This is a genomic window from Methylobacterium sp. 10 (genome assembly GCF_000519085.1).
Lineage (GTDB): Bacteria > Pseudomonadota > Alphaproteobacteria > Rhizobiales > Beijerinckiaceae > Methylobacterium.
On record NZ_KI912577.1, the window covers coordinates 1,780,069 to 1,792,704 of the forward strand.

The window sequence follows — 12,636 nt, forward strand, 5'->3', positions numbered from 1 at the left end:
GGTGGATGGGTCTGGGAGATGGGAGGACCACCGTTCGTCCCACCCTCACGCCGGAACGCTGCGGGGAGTGTAGACGAAGGGCGTCGCGTCCCCGCGCGGGATCAGCCGGGTGCCGGAGGCGCCGATGATCACCATCGTCGCCATGTCGGCCTTGGTCTCACGCGCCTGCGCCAAGGTGAGCACGCGGATCGCTTCGTCCGGCCGCGACACCGCGCGGGCGAAGATCACAGGCGTCTCCGGCGGCCGATGTTCGGCGGCGAGACCGAGCGCGGCCCCGAGTTGCCACGGCCGGGCCGACGAGATCGGGTTGTAGAGCGAGATCACGAAATCCGCCCGCAGCACCGCCTCCAGCCGGTCTGTTATGACCTCCCAGGGCTTGAGGTTGTCGGACAGGGACATCGCGCAGAAATCGCCCCCCAGCGGCGCGCCGAGGCGGGCGGCGGCCGCCAGCATCGCCGTGATGCCGGGCTCGACGGTGATGGCGAGATGGCGCCATTCCGGATCGCCGGTCTCCACCGCCTCGAAGATCGCCGCCGCCATGGCAAAGACGCCCGGATCACCACCGGACACCACGGCGACCCGTCGGCCGGAGGCAGCAAGTCGGAGGGCATGGCCGGCGCGATCGATCTCGACGCGGTTGTCGGTGGCGTGTTTCGTCAGCCCCGGTCGGTCGGGCACGCGAGCGACGTAAGGGATGTAGCCGATGAGGTCCTGCGCCAGCGCCAGCGCCTCGCTCGCCGCCTGGGTGAGGAGACGCGGATCGCCCGGCCCGAGGCCCACGACCGTGACGGAGCCGGTCACGGGCGGCGCCCCTCGCCGGGCACCAGAACCATCGAGAAGTAGGGGGCGTCGTCGTCCGGCTTCTCGGCCAGCGCGATCACCTTCTCGCCGGCCATGGTGCCACGTTCCACATAGACCGCGCGGTCGAGGAGGCCGGTCTCGGCCAGGGCGCGGCGCACCTTCGGCAGGTGGCGGCCGAGCTTCATGATGACGGCGGCGTCGGTGATGCGCAGGCGCTCCACCAGGGCGTCATGGCCCAGCGTTGCCGGGAGGATCGTCAGCACATCGTCGCCCCAGGTGATCGGGGTGCCCGCCCTGGTCCAGCAACCGGACATGCCGGTGACGCCGGGCACCACCTCCACCGGGAAACGGTCCTTCAGACGGCGCCACAGATGCATGAACGAGCCGTAGAAGAACGGATCGCCCTCCGACAGGATCGCCACGTCGCGTCCGGCCCCGAGGTGGTCGGCGATTCGCGTCGCCGCATCGTCGTAGAAGGAGGCCAGAGCGGAGACGTACTCGCCGTGCTCGGGCGGAAGCTCGGTGGTGTAGGGATAGACCAGCGCCATCTCGCGGGCCGGGTCACGCATGACCGCGTCGGCGATGGTGCGGGAATTGCCGCGCCGGCCCTTCTTGCAGAAATGCACCAGGACCGGCGCCTCGGCCAGAAGCTTCATGGCGCGGACGGTGAGATAATCCGGGTCGCCCGGCCCCATCCCGACGCCGTAGAGCGTGCCGGTGGTGACCTGTCGCGGGATCTCGGTGATATCCGCCGGCTCGGCGGGGGGAAGCCGCTCGCCCGAATCCATCACTCGATCTCGGTGGCGAGGGCATTGATCGCCGAGGCGGTCATGGCGCTGCCGCCGCGCCTTCCATGAACGACGATGAAGGGCACCCGACCGTCGCGGGCAAGGGCCTCCTTCGATTCGGCGGCCCCCACGAAGCCGACGGGGATGCCGATGACCGCCGCCGGCGGGGCGACGCCTTCATCGAGCAGTTCGAGCAGCCGGAACAGGGCGGTCGGCGCGTTGCCGACGGCGACGATGCTGCCGGGAAGATGCTCGCGCCACAGTTCCATGGCGGCGGCAGTGCGGGTCGTGTTCATCTCGGCAGCGAGGCCGGGCACGCGTGGGTCGGTCAGGGTGCAGATCACCCGGTTGTCGGCGGGAAGGCGCGAGCGGGTGACACCGTCGGCGACCATGCGCACATCGCACAGGATCGGTGCTCCGGCCTTGAGCGCGGCCTCGCCGCTGGCGGCGAAATTTTCGGAGGCTTCCACGTCCTTGGGCAGGTCAGTCATGCCGCAGGCATGAATCATCCGCACGACGACGCGTTCGGCGGTGCCGGAGAAGCGGGCGAGGTCGGCCTCGGCGCGGATCATGGCGAAGGACCGGGCGTAGATCGCCTGTCCGTCGCGCAGATAGTCGAGGCGCGAACTCATGGGGATGTCCTGAAAGCGTGGGCGAGGGTGTCGGGATAGGCCGGATCGGCCCTCCTTACGCGCTCCAGCGCCGCGTCGAAAGTGAGGAGGGTCGCCGACAATGCATCGGGCCGGCCATCGAGGACGATGCCGTATAGCCCGTCGCGTCCGACGAGGGTGAGCGAGGCGGCGGCGGGATGGGCGCAGCCCTTGGCGCAGCCGGAGACATGGGCCGATAGGCCACGCGCAGCGAAGGCCTCGAAGGCGTCGGCCAGCCGCGCCGCATCTATAAGTGTCGCCGTCGAGCCAGAGGCGCAGGCCGGCGCTCCTGGACAGGCGGCAACGGCCCGCCTGGAATCGTCGGCCTCCGTTAGGAAGCCCGCTGCCGCGAGAATGGTTCGCACCGCCTCTGCCGCTGCCGCGTCGGGGGTGACGAGGAGAAACCCCCGCGTGGGCGAGAGCCGCAGGGGCTTCCCGCCGAGGGATTCGGCCGCATCGGCAAGGGATTCCAGGGCGTCCGCCGTGCATCGGCCGAAGGGCGCGTCGACCAAGATGGCGATAGGCGTGTTTTCTCTCGGGCGTGAAGCGGGGCTGGGCTCTTCTTTGAGGAGAGTAGAACCGTGCTGCCCGCGCGCATTGAGAAGACGTGAGTTCAGGGGAAGGAGGCCAGGGCGCGGGAGCGATGCGCCGGCCGGGGTCGTTGCGGGGCGCAGGCCCAGCACCAGTCCGCCCCTGTCCGCGGAGGATAGATCCCGCACCCGGCGCTGCCCACTCTCCGCGAGCCGACGCAGGGCGGTGTCGAGGACGGTCGGCACGTCGTCGGCCGGGACGTGCCACCAAGCCGCGTCGCCCGCCAGGTGCAACGCCATACCCTCCGCCGTGGCGACGAGATGGCAATCCGGCTGGGCTCCGCCGAGGCAGGCGCCGGACTCCGCCGCCTCGACGGCGACCAGCGCCTTGGGCGGCAGGCCTGGGATCGCCAGCCCGATCGCCTCGATCGACCCGGCCAGGGATGGGATGTCGATGGGCGTCGCTTCAAGGCCGGCGAGCGGCGCGGTCAGGGTGAGCCGCTGCGGCCCGCCGTCGCCACGCACGTCGCCGAGCCCGGCCGCGCCGAGTGCCTCCGCGAGGCCGCAGCGGGTCGCCTCGGTGACGCCCCTGACCTGCAGGTTCGCTCGCGCGGTCACGTCGATATGGCCGTTGCCGTGGCTGCGCGCGCCCTCCGCCACCGCCCGCGCCTGGGCCGGCGTGAGGATGCCCAGCGGCGGGTGCACGCGGGCGAGTAATCCATCGCCGGTCGGCATCGGCCGGGCGAGGCTCGGGCACCAGCCCCGGCGCGCGGGCTCCGGCGAAACGCGGCGCGGCGCGCTCATTCGGCGGCCTCCGGCATCAATTCGTCGGCGGCCATGGCGTTGCGGCGGGTGGTCCAGAGGCCGCGCCGGCGCGCTTCGTCGAGCCGTTCGAGGATGGCGCGGGCGGCCTCGGGATTGGCCGCGCGCAAGGCGTCGAACGTATCGGGATCGGCGATCATCGCGCCATAGAGCCGGTCGAGATCGGCATCGGAGATGGCGTTCGTGGCGGCGGCGAGGACGAAGACCGCATCGATCCCCTGTGCCAGTTCCTGGGCGCCGCGATAGCCGTGGCGCAGCTGCGCCGCGATCCAGCGTGGGTTCGCGAGCTTGGCGCGGATGAGGCGCGCCGCATCCTCGCGGGCGGTGCGCGCTTTGGGCTTCTCCGGGTCGGCGACGTCGAGGCTGTAGAGGGCGGGTACGCGTCCGCCCAGGGCGGCGGCGGCGGAGAACCCGCCCATGGCATCGGCCGCGGCGTCGCCGTCCAGGAGGTCGCGCTCGGCGACGTCGAAGGCGTGGACATAGGCGTCGGCCTGCGCGACGCGCGCGGCAAAGCCCGCATCGGCCCTGTCCTCAGCGCCGCCATAGGCATGCGAGGTGGCGTCGAGATAGGCTTGACCGAGATCGTCGCGGCTTCGCCATTGTCCGTCAAGGGCGAGCTCGCCGGCACCGGCGCCGTAACGGCCCGGCGCGGCGCCATAGACACGGGCGGGAGTCTCCCCCCGGCGGCGCGCGGCGGCCAGCGGATTCTCGTCGTCCTCCTCGTCGCGTTCGGCAACGGCGGCCGCTGCGCGGGCAAGGAGGGAGAGGGTCTCGGGAAAGGTGTCGCGGAACGCGCCCGACACGCGCAGGGTCACGTCGATGCGCGGCCTGTCGAGAAGGGCGAGCGGCAGCACCTCGAAACCGGTGACGCGGGTGGAGGCATGGTCCCAGGTCGGGCGTACGCCCATGAGCGCGAGGGCGTGCGCCACGTCCTCGCCGCCGGTGCGAAGCGTCGGCGAGGCCCAGAGGTCCATGACGATGCGGGCCGGGTACTCGCCCTCGTCCTGCAGGTAGCGCCGCACCACCGCATGGGCGGCTTTCGAGCCGAGCAGCGTGGCGGCCCGCGTTGGCAGGCTACGCGGATCGAGGGTGGTGAGGTTGCGCCCCGTGGGCATCACGTCGGTCCGCCCACGCGAGGGCGAGCCGGCGGGGCCGGGGGGAACGAAGCGTCCGTCGAGGGCCGCGAGCAGCCCCTCGCGCTCGGCCGCCGCGCAGGCTTTCACAGAGGCCGGCGCATCGTCCGATGCCGATCCGAAGACGTGGAGGCCGTCGCGGGTGGTCACCTCGCCGAGGTCGCAGAGATGCGCGTCGAGGGCGGTGAGCGCATCGGCCATGGGGGTGTCCGCATCGATCCCAGCGCCCGACAGGAGACCGGCATCGGCCGCATCGTCGAGGATCGCGCGGGCGATGATCTCGGCCCGGCGCGGGTCGAGGACGCTGGCCGAGGAATACTCTTCCACGAGTTCGCGCAGCCGCGCGGCCTCTGGGGTCAAGCCGGCGCATTCTGTCTGGGGCGTCAGGTGACCCAGCGCGATGCCGCCGAGCCGGCGCTTCACCGGGGCCGCCTCGCCGGGATCGTCGACGATGAACGGGTAGATCACGGGCAGATGTCCGATGGCCAGCGCCGGCCAGCAGGCCGGCGACACGGCCACGGCCTTACCCGGCAGCCATTCGGTGGTGCCGTGGGTGCCGAGATGGATCAGGGCGTCGAACCCCTCCCGCAACCCGAGATGGAAGGCGAGATAGGCGTGGGTCGGCGGCTCGTCGGGATCGTGATAGCCAGCCTTGCGGTCGGCCGCCCGGCCGCGATCGGGCTGCAGGAAGACGGCGAGGCGTCCCCTCGTCCCATCACCGAACTCAGGATCAAGTTGAGGGTTGGCCGGAGAATTGTCGGGCACCATCGCGAAGCGGAACGCCCCGTCGATGCAGACCGGGTCGGCCTTCGGCTCGCCCCAGCGTTGGTCGAGCGTGTCGCGCTCGTCCTGCGACAACGTGGCCAGCCAGCCGCGATAGACTGCGAGCGGCACCGCGAAGGTCGGCGCCTCCTTCGTCAACGCGTGCATCAGAGCGTCCGGCCCCGGCAGCGTGCCCACCGAATAGCCGGCCCGCCGCATCGTCTCCGCGATGGTTCGCGCACTCGCCGGCGTGTCGAGCCCCACGGCAAAGCCCGCCCGGCCGCCGCGGGCGGGGTAATCGGACAGGACAAGGGCGAGCCGGCGCGCAGCGCGCGGCCGGTGCTTCAGTGCCACCCAGGCCGTGGCGCGGTCTGCCAGGGCCGTGATGCCGGCCGGAAAGGGAATGGCGCGGCGTTCGCTGAACCCGTCGATCTCCGGCCCGTCCTCCTTGAACGAGATCGGGAAACCGGACAGCCGTCCGTCGAATTCGGGAAGCGCCACCTGCATGGCGAGGTCGGCAGCGTTCATCCCCCGCGCCGAAGCTTGCCAGGCCTCCCGCGAGGCCCCGATCGTGTAGGCTTGAAGGATGGGCGCGTCGGCTGCATCGAGGACGAAACCGGCATCCTCCCGCGCCGAGAAGGCCGTCGCCGCGATCACGATGTCCGGGCTGCGCGCGGTGAGCGTCGTCCGCACGGCATCGAGGGCCAACGGGTCCTTGAGACTCGCGACCGCGAGGGTGACGGCTCCGATACCGCGCTCACCCAGGGCGGCGATGAGGTCGGCTACGGGTCGGGTGTCGCCGCCGAGCACGGCCGAACGATAGACCAGGATGAGGGCGAGGGGGCGATCCGGCCCGGCGGCGGCGAGGGCGGTCTTGTGCGGAAGCGGTCCGCAGCCCGGGCACCAGGCAAAGCCGCGCGGCAGGGCGACCGGCGGCAGCGCTTCGACCGCGTGCCCGATCTCCCGGGCGAGACGCCGGACCATCCGGCGCAGGTTGTCGGATCCGCCCGCGCGGCAATAGCCCTCTAGCGTCTCCACTAGTTCCGGAGCCACCGTCGAGAAGGCGGTGAGGCGGGGATCGGGCTTGTCGCAGCCCGGAATGACGGCGAGCTTCACGCCGTTCGCGCGGGCGGCCGCGGCGGCGCGTTCGACGCCGTAGCGCCAGTAATCGAGGCCTCCGAGGCAGCGGATCACCACGAATTTCGACCGCGCGATTACGTTGTCCACGTAGAGGTCGACGGACATCGGATGGCGCAGCCGCGCCAGCTTGGCGAGGCGGAGCGTCGGGACGTCGACTCCCGACGAGTCCCGCGCCGCCGCCTCCCGCTCAGCCGCATGCGCGCCGGCCATGCCGGAGAGATCCGAATCCGTGAAGGATAGGAACACGATGTCGCCGGGCGCCTGGCCCAGATCGATGGCGGCTTCGCCTTCGTCGAGGGAGACCGTGTCGATTCGGATCAGATGCATGGGCAGCGCGCCGTCATGGCTGTGCCCTGGAGGACGTCCGCTCGGTCATGGCGCTTCGGCGGCCGCGCCGGCGCCACAGCGCGCGAAGGAGAATCACGCCGATCAGGACCAGCGGCAGCCACGGCAGTCCGGCGACGACGAAACGCAAGGCCGATCCGGCGCTCGTGCCGAAGGTCTGGCCCGCTTGGTCCCACGCGTCCTTCATGGGGGCGAGGGGCCCGGCGCGCGCCTCATCGGAGCGTAAGGCGACGGAGACGATCTCCGTGTCGACGCGCTGGCTCAGGCCGCGCTGCTTGGCGTCGGCCTCCTCGATCTGGGATTGAACTTTCGCCAGTTCCTGCGCGATGCGGATCAGATCCTCCACCCGAGGGTCCGGCCGTGCGGCGATCGTATCGAGCCTGGTGCGATAGGCAGTGAGCTGGGCCAATCGACGGCTACCATCCTCGATGGCGTCTGTCAGATCGTCGGCGTGCGTCGATTGGCTCCGGAGCACGACGTCACCCGCCGCCTCGCCGGGGAGGGGAGCCGTGACGAAGACCACGAAGGGCGCGACGGAATCATGTGGAAGCCGGACTTGGATCTGCGCCTGCGGACGGCCCGACGGCCTCTGGCCATCGTCGATCGACGCGGCGACGAGGACGCATTTCAGGGTCGCCTCGTTCAAACAGCGGTCGCGCGCGGCTTCGAAATGCGCGGTGACCCGCTGGGGCGGTAATCCGATGGTCAGGTCGTGGGTATAGGCGAGCTTCGCATCGCTCGTCTGAACCAGCGGACGAGCTTCGGGATTGAGACGGGCCATCGCCCGCCTGTCCGAGGCCTGAAACTCTTGCCTAGGCGGGCGCGAATCCGAGCAGCCACCGATTGCCGTGAGAGCCGCCAAGCCGGACGCGGCCACGAGTCCGCGGCACCTGCTTGCCAGGATCCGTCGGACCATCCGGGCCGCCAACGGGCTCACCCCGCCAGGGCGGTCGCCACCGCCCCCTGGTCGAAACCTTTGAGGCCGATCACCACGAGCCGGCCGTCGCGGTTCTCGCTTGTCCGCCAGGGGCGGTCGTAATGATGGGCGATGCGGGCGCCGACACCCTGGACCACAAGGCGCATCGGCTTGCCGGTGACCTCGGCGAAGCCCTTGATCCGGAGGACGCCACTGGTCTCGGCGGCGCGGGCGACGCGGGCGGCGAGATCCTCGGCGCTCGCTGCGGCCGACACGAGAATGGCCACAGAGTCGAAATCGTCGTGATCGTGGTCCTCGCCCTCGCCGTGATGGGAGGGACGGGCGTCGAGATCGTCCTCGGCGGCGGCGCCGAGACCAAGGATCACGCGCGGGTCCAGGCGGCCATGCTCGGCTTCGACCATCTTCACCGCGCGGGGCAGTTGGCGCTCGACCTCGGCGCGGACCTTGGCCTTGCCGGCTTCGTCAAGGAGGTCGGCCTTGTTCATGACCACGAGGTCGGCGCAGAGGAGCTGGTCCTCGAACACCTCTTCCAGCGGGTTGTCGTGGTCGACGCTGGCATCGTCCGCGCGCTGGGCGGCAAGGGCCGCCGGATCGTCGGCGAAGAAGCCGGCGGCCACGGCCGGTCCGTCGATGACCGCGATTACCCCGTCCACCGTTACCCGCGAGCGGATGGCCGGCCAGTGGAAAGCCTGGACAAGGGGCTTGGGCAACGCGAGGCCGGATGTCTCGATGAGGATGTGCTCCGGCGGGTCGGCCCGGTCGAGGAGCTTGTTGAGGGCGGGGACGAAATCGTCGGCCACGGTGCAGCAGATGCAGCCGTTGGCAAGCTCCACGATGTCCTCGTCCTGGCAGCCCTCGATGCCGCAGGCGGCCAGGAACGACCCGTCGAAGCCGATATCGCCGAACTCGTTGACGATGATGGCGAGCCGCCGGCCGCCGGCATTCTCCACGAGATGGCGGACGAGGGTCGTCTTGCCCGCTCCGAGGAAGCCGGTGACGATGGTGCAGGGGATCTTCTCGACGATGCTCATTCGGCGGCGTCCGGAATTCTATCCGCGCGGGGCGGAGGAAACGGGGGGATGCGGGCGACGACTCCTTTGCGGAACGCCTCCGGCCGCGCCTTCCAGGGCACGATACCGTCCGGGGTCTCCGCATACAGGCCGATGCCCGCGAGGATGGTCTTGGCGGATTCGATCGGATCGAGGTCGCCGTAGACGTAGGTCCAGCGACCCTCCGACGCCACCGCGACGGTGCAGGGGCGCTTACAGACCGAGAGGCAGTCCACGCTCTCGACCGCGACGCCGGCGGTGCCGGCTTCAGTCACCGCATCGCGCAGCGCCGAGACCAGACGGGCCCCGGCGCGGGGCTCGGACATGTCGCCGGCCGCGCGGCAGGTAGCGCAGACGTAGAGCACGACCTGGCGACCGGCCTGGATGTCCTCGTCAGGCATTGGACATCGCCGGTCTCTTGCGCCCGAAGCTGTTCCAGGCCCAGCCGAAGGCAAGGCCGATCACCGCCCAGAACACGAAGGCGATGCCGAGCGATCGCGCTGCGAACTGCGCCGCATAACCCGGCGGCAGAGCAGAGGCGGTGTGGCTCGTCTCCGGTGCCCCGGCGAGATGAGGCGCGACGAGGAGCACGACCCCCCCCGCTATGGCGATGGAGGAGCGGCGGATCGCAATCAGGTAGAGGCCCATGGCAGTCGCAGCCGCGGTCATGATCCACCAGAACTGGCGTTCTGCGAGCGGTGCCGCCTCCATGCCGGGAAGTTCCGGCGGGAGGCCCAGGGCCGGGGCGAGGGCGACCGCAAGGAAGCCGGCGATGGCGAAGCGCAGGCCCGCTTCCGGGCTCGGCTCCCGGCCGCAGGCGATGAGGGCCGCGCCCAGTAGCAGGGCATAACCCACGCCGCCGACCAGGGTGGCGAGGGCGGTGAAGACCATGCGCGGCAGGCCGGGGCCAGGCTGCCAGGCCGGAGCGACTTCGCCGCCCTCGACACCGCCCGTCTTGCCGCCATGATCGTGGCTCGAATGAACGGGCACGATGAGGGAGGCGGGAGAGGTGCTGCGCGGCATCCATTGCGCCGCAGGCGCCGTGGCCTCGCCGCTCTCGTACCGCTCGGCCGCGATGATCAGCGGCGAGGTGAGAGCGAGCTGCAAGCCCGTGGCGACGACAGCCGCCAGGAAGCCGGCGACCAGGGCCGCCGACACGAGTCGGATAATCATGAGTCTTGGATCCTGCCTGAGCGCGAGGCGGTCAGTGGCAGGGGAAATTCTGGGCGTGCCGGAAGTCGTGAGCCGCGTTGTGCAGCGCCATTGCCGGGGCGAAGCCCGCCATGAACACGAGTCCGAGGCCGAGGAAGGCAGCCATGAGCACGGCGCCGAGACGCTCGTTGCTGCGGGTTCCGGTGAGGACGAGGGTGTTGGTCGTCATGGTGTCAGGTCTCCGGCCGCCCCGCCGGCGGCGTTCGAGGATCGAGCGGGAGGACGATGTCCCCTTCGGAAGGCAGGTCTCCTGGCTCGCGGGTCGTCCGGTCCTGCCGCCTTCCCGGATCGCTCCAGTGGCCGATGGCAGGCCCGTCTCCGCTCACAGTTGCGGGGGCAGCTGCGGTTTCAGGCGCCTGCCCTCACCGCATTCCCTTTTCACCCCGTTGCCGGGGCACCGTCCGAACCTCGCTTCTACGCGCTCGCGGGAGCGCTGACAACGCGTTGCCAAAGCGTTTTACCGCCTTTGACGGGGCAGGGCGGTTTCGCGCTAAAGGAAGCCATGCGGCAGCCTTCCCCACGAATGACCCTGATCCTCGGCGGCGCGCGCTCGGGCAAGAGCCTGCACGCGGAGCGGCTGATTGAAGCCTGTCCGGCGCCCTGGCTCTACCTCGCCACAGCGCAGGCCTGGGATGACGAGATGCGCGAGCGCATTGCCCTTCACCGGTCGCGCCGTCCGGCCGGATGGATTACGCGGGACGTGCCCATCGATCTCCCCGAGGTCGTAGCCGCCTCGGACGGGCCTGTCCTGGTCGATTGCCTGACCCTCTGGCTCACCAACCTGATCCTGTCCGAGGCCGGTATCGAGGCAGCGACCGTCGCGCTGATCGAGGCCTGCGACCGTGCGCCGGGGCCGGTGGTGTTGGTGGGCAACGAGGTCGGTCTCGGCATCGTGCCAGACAACGCGCTCGCCCGCCGCTTCCGCGACGCGGCGGGCCGCCTGCACCAGCGCCTCGCCGCGCGGGCCGACCATGTGGTGTTCATGGTGGCGGGACTGCCGATGATCGTGAAACCCCAACCCGGAGCAGCCGCATGAGCGATTCAGACATCAGCGACCCGGAGGCCGACCGTCACCGCGAGAAGATGGAGAAGCGCAAGGCCGTCCAGGACGCCGAGGTGGCGGGCAAGACGATCGAGAAGGGGCTTCTCATCGTCAATACCGGTCCCGGCAAGGGCAAGACCACGGCCGGGCTCGGCCTCGTGCTGCGGGCGCTCGGCCATGGCTGGCGGGTCGGCGTGGTCCAGTTCATCAAGGGCGCATGGGACACGGGCGAGAAGCACGCGCTGAAGGCCTTCGGCGACCGGATCGAGTGGCATACGCTCGGCCAGGGCTTCACCTGGGAGACACAGGACAAGGCCCGCGATATTGCGGCGGCCGAGCAGGCCTGGGCCAAGGCTGAGGAGCTGATGGCCGATCCGACCATCCGCCTCGTCCTCCTCGACGAACTCAATATCGCCTTGCGCTACGATTACCTGCCCCTCGACGCCGTAGTCGCGGCCTTCCGGGCGCGCCGGCCCGACCTCCACGTCATCGTCACCGGGCGCAACGCCAAGCCGGCCCTGATCGAGGCCGCCGACCTCGTCACCGAGATGGGCAGCGTGAAGCACCACTTCGCCGCCGGGGTGAAGGCGCAGGAGGGGATCGAGTTCTGATGCGGTCGGCCCTCCTCTCCTTTGGTCTTCTCGCCATCATAGCGACGGCAGCCTCCGCCCAGCCCGCCACGTCCTGGCCCGACACCTATCTGGGCCGGGTCGAGGCACTGGCGGTGATGGAGGGGCTCAATGCGCGGCTCCTGGCTAGCCGCAGCGCCACGGCGACGCTGGAGGGCTGGTGTGGCGATCATGGCATGGCGGAGCCCCCACGTCTCGCGGCGACGCTTCTGCGGGAGGTTGAGAAGCCCGCATCCGAGGAGACGCGCCGGCGGCTCCAGGCCGGCCCGGATAGGCCCCTGAAGTATCGCCGGGTGCGGCTCGCCTGCGGCGGCCACGTCCTGTCGGAGGCTGACAATTGGTACGTGCCCGAACGGCTGACGCCGGAGATGAACCGCCAGCTCGAGACCACGGACACGCCGTTCGGCAGGGCGGTGCAAGCGCTCGGCACCACACGCCAGACCATCGGCGCCGAACTCCTCTGGCAGCCCCTGCCGCTTGGATGGGAGCAAGCCCCCCCGCCCGGATCCGTATGCGGCGATCTCGCGATTCCCGATCGCCTGTTCAGCCATCGCGCCGTCCTGTTCACGGCGGAGCGGGTGCCGTTCTCGGAGGTGGTGGAGACCTACGGCTCCGCCATCCTCGATTTCCACCGAGCCGAGCGACCTTCCGATCCCGCCTGCGGCCCGGCCCCGCCGTCGCGGCCCTGACGCGGCCGTGCTAAGCAGGTTCGCGTTGGCACGCCAACGGCTCACCGTGCTTAGCTTTCTGATGTGTCGCAGGTTTCGATCGCAGAACTAGGAGCCACTTCTGCGAA

General features: G+C 70.5%; 13 protein-coding genes and 1 riboswitch. Of the genes, 3 read left to right on the forward strand and 10 right to left on the reverse strand.

The features are described 5' to 3' along the window. Nucleotides 1-45 precede the first annotated feature (45 nt). The 10 genes from cobJ to K368_RS0108210 form a co-directional block, all read right to left on the reverse strand. The gene (gene cobJ / locus K368_RS0108165) at nt 46-801 is read right to left on the reverse strand and encodes a precorrin-3B C(17)-methyltransferase (RefSeq protein ID WP_027171953.1); all 756 of its coding nucleotides are present in this window, start codon (nt 799-801) and stop codon (nt 46-48) included. Continuing rightward, nucleotides 798-1,589, reverse strand: coding sequence for a precorrin-2 C(20)-methyltransferase (locus tag K368_RS0108170; protein WP_027171954.1), 792 nt, complete (start codon nt 1,587-1,589; stop codon nt 798-800). Before K368_RS0108170 ends, cobJ begins: the two co-directional genes overlap by 4 nt. Further along, the gene (locus tag K368_RS0108175) at nt 1,589-2,221 is read right to left on the reverse strand and encodes a precorrin-8X methylmutase (protein ID WP_027171955.1); all 633 of its coding nucleotides are present in this window, start codon (nt 2,219-2,221) and stop codon (nt 1,589-1,591) included. The genes K368_RS0108170 and K368_RS0108175 overlap by 1 nt, the downstream gene beginning before the upstream one ends. Beyond that, nucleotides 2,218-3,573, reverse strand: a complete 1,356-nt coding sequence (gene cobG, locus K368_RS24255) for a precorrin-3B synthase (protein WP_036266100.1) — start codon at nt 3,571-3,573, stop codon at nt 2,218-2,220. The genes K368_RS0108175 and cobG overlap by 4 nt, the downstream gene beginning before the upstream one ends. Next, the gene (gene cobN / locus K368_RS0108185) at nt 3,570-6,953 is read right to left on the reverse strand and encodes a cobaltochelatase subunit CobN (RefSeq protein ID WP_027171956.1); all 3,384 of its coding nucleotides are present in this window, start codon (nt 6,951-6,953) and stop codon (nt 3,570-3,572) included. Before cobN ends, cobG begins: the two co-directional genes overlap by 4 nt. A 13-nt stretch (nt 6,954-6,966) precedes the next feature. Then, nucleotides 6,967-7,752, reverse strand: a complete 786-nt coding sequence (locus K368_RS0108190) for a DUF4349 domain-containing protein (protein ID WP_245259538.1) — start codon at nt 7,750-7,752, stop codon at nt 6,967-6,969. A 152-nt stretch (nt 7,753-7,904) separates the two neighbouring features. Further along, a complete protein-coding gene (gene cobW, locus K368_RS0108195) occupies nt 7,905-8,939 on the reverse strand; it encodes a cobalamin biosynthesis protein CobW (protein ID WP_027171958.1) in 1,035 nt (344 codons plus the stop codon). After that, entirely contained in the window at nt 8,936-9,358 is a 423-nt protein-coding gene (locus K368_RS0108200) for a DUF1636 domain-containing protein (protein WP_027171959.1), read from the reverse strand. Before K368_RS0108200 ends, cobW begins: the two co-directional genes overlap by 4 nt. Continuing rightward, entirely contained in the window at nt 9,351-10,130 is a 780-nt protein-coding gene (locus K368_RS0108205; protein ID WP_027171960.1) for a CbtA family protein, read from the reverse strand. The genes K368_RS0108200 and K368_RS0108205 overlap by 8 nt, the downstream gene beginning before the upstream one ends. 31 nt (nt 10,131-10,161) lie before the next feature. Further along, nucleotides 10,162-10,338 (reverse strand): CbtB-domain containing protein, encoded by a 177-nt coding sequence (locus K368_RS0108210; protein ID WP_018045261.1) that lies wholly within the window; start codon nt 10,336-10,338, stop codon nt 10,162-10,164. 53 nt (nt 10,339-10,391) lie between these two features. Then, nucleotides 10,392-10,586, reverse strand: a riboswitch (cobalamin riboswitch). 106 nt (nt 10,587-10,692) lie between these two features. Between K368_RS0108210 and cobU the strand changes: the two genes are divergently transcribed. Genes cobU through K368_RS0108225 form a run of 3 tightly spaced genes read left to right on the forward strand, consistent with a single transcriptional unit; the run spans nt 10,693 to nt 12,529 of the window. Further along, complete coding sequence (cobU, locus tag K368_RS0108215; protein WP_027171961.1) at nt 10,693-11,205, forward strand: bifunctional adenosylcobinamide kinase/adenosylcobinamide-phosphate guanylyltransferase; 513 nt, start codon at nt 10,693-10,695, stop codon at nt 11,203-11,205. Between the two features lie 11 nt (nt 11,206-11,216). Further along, nucleotides 11,217-11,822, forward strand: a complete 606-nt coding sequence (gene cobO / locus K368_RS0108220) for a cob(I)yrinic acid a,c-diamide adenosyltransferase (protein ID WP_027171962.1) — start codon at nt 11,217-11,219, stop codon at nt 11,820-11,822. Further along, complete coding sequence (locus K368_RS0108225) at nt 11,822-12,529, forward strand: hypothetical protein (protein ID WP_036266104.1); 708 nt, start codon at nt 11,822-11,824, stop codon at nt 12,527-12,529. The genes cobO and K368_RS0108225 overlap by 1 nt, the downstream gene beginning before the upstream one ends. The last annotated feature ends 107 nt before the right edge of the window (nt 12,530-12,636 follow it).

Bases quoted from the DNA above. Each gene is read 5' to 3' on its own strand.
- K368_RS0108170 (WP_027171954.1), bottom strand. From the start codon at position 1,589: ATGGATTCGGGCGAGCGGCTTCCCCCCGCCGAGCCGGCGGATATCACC.
- K368_RS0108175 (WP_027171955.1), bottom strand. From the start codon at position 2,221: ATGAGTTCGCGCCTCGACTATCTGCGCGACGGACAGGCGATCTACGCC.
- cobG (WP_036266100.1), bottom strand. From the start codon at position 3,573: ATGAGCGCGCCGCGCCGCGTTTCGCCGGAGCCCGCGCGCCGGGGCTGG.
- cobN (WP_027171956.1), bottom strand. From the start codon at position 6,953: ATGCATCTGATCCGAATCGACACGGTCTCCCTCGACGAAGGCGAAGCC.
- K368_RS0108190 (WP_245259538.1), bottom strand. From the start codon at position 7,752: ATGGCCCGTCTCAATCCCGAAGCTCGTCCGCTGGTTCAGACGAGCGAT.
- cobW (WP_027171958.1), bottom strand. From the start codon at position 8,939: ATGAGCATCGTCGAGAAGATCCCCTGCACCATCGTCACCGGCTTCCTC.
- K368_RS0108200 (WP_027171959.1), bottom strand. From the start codon at position 9,358: ATGCCTGACGAGGACATCCAGGCCGGTCGCCAGGTCGTGCTCTACGTC.
- K368_RS0108205 (WP_027171960.1), bottom strand. From the start codon at position 10,130: ATGATTATCCGACTCGTGTCGGCGGCCCTGGTCGCCGGCTTCCTGGCG.
- K368_RS0108210 (WP_018045261.1), bottom strand. From the start codon at position 10,338: ATGACGACCAACACCCTCGTCCTCACCGGAACCCGCAGCAACGAGCGT.
- cobU (WP_027171961.1), top strand. From the start codon at position 10,693: ATGACCCTGATCCTCGGCGGCGCGCGCTCGGGCAAGAGCCTGCACGCG.
- K368_RS0108225 (WP_036266104.1), top strand. From the start codon at position 11,822: ATGCGGTCGGCCCTCCTCTCCTTTGGTCTTCTCGCCATCATAGCGACG.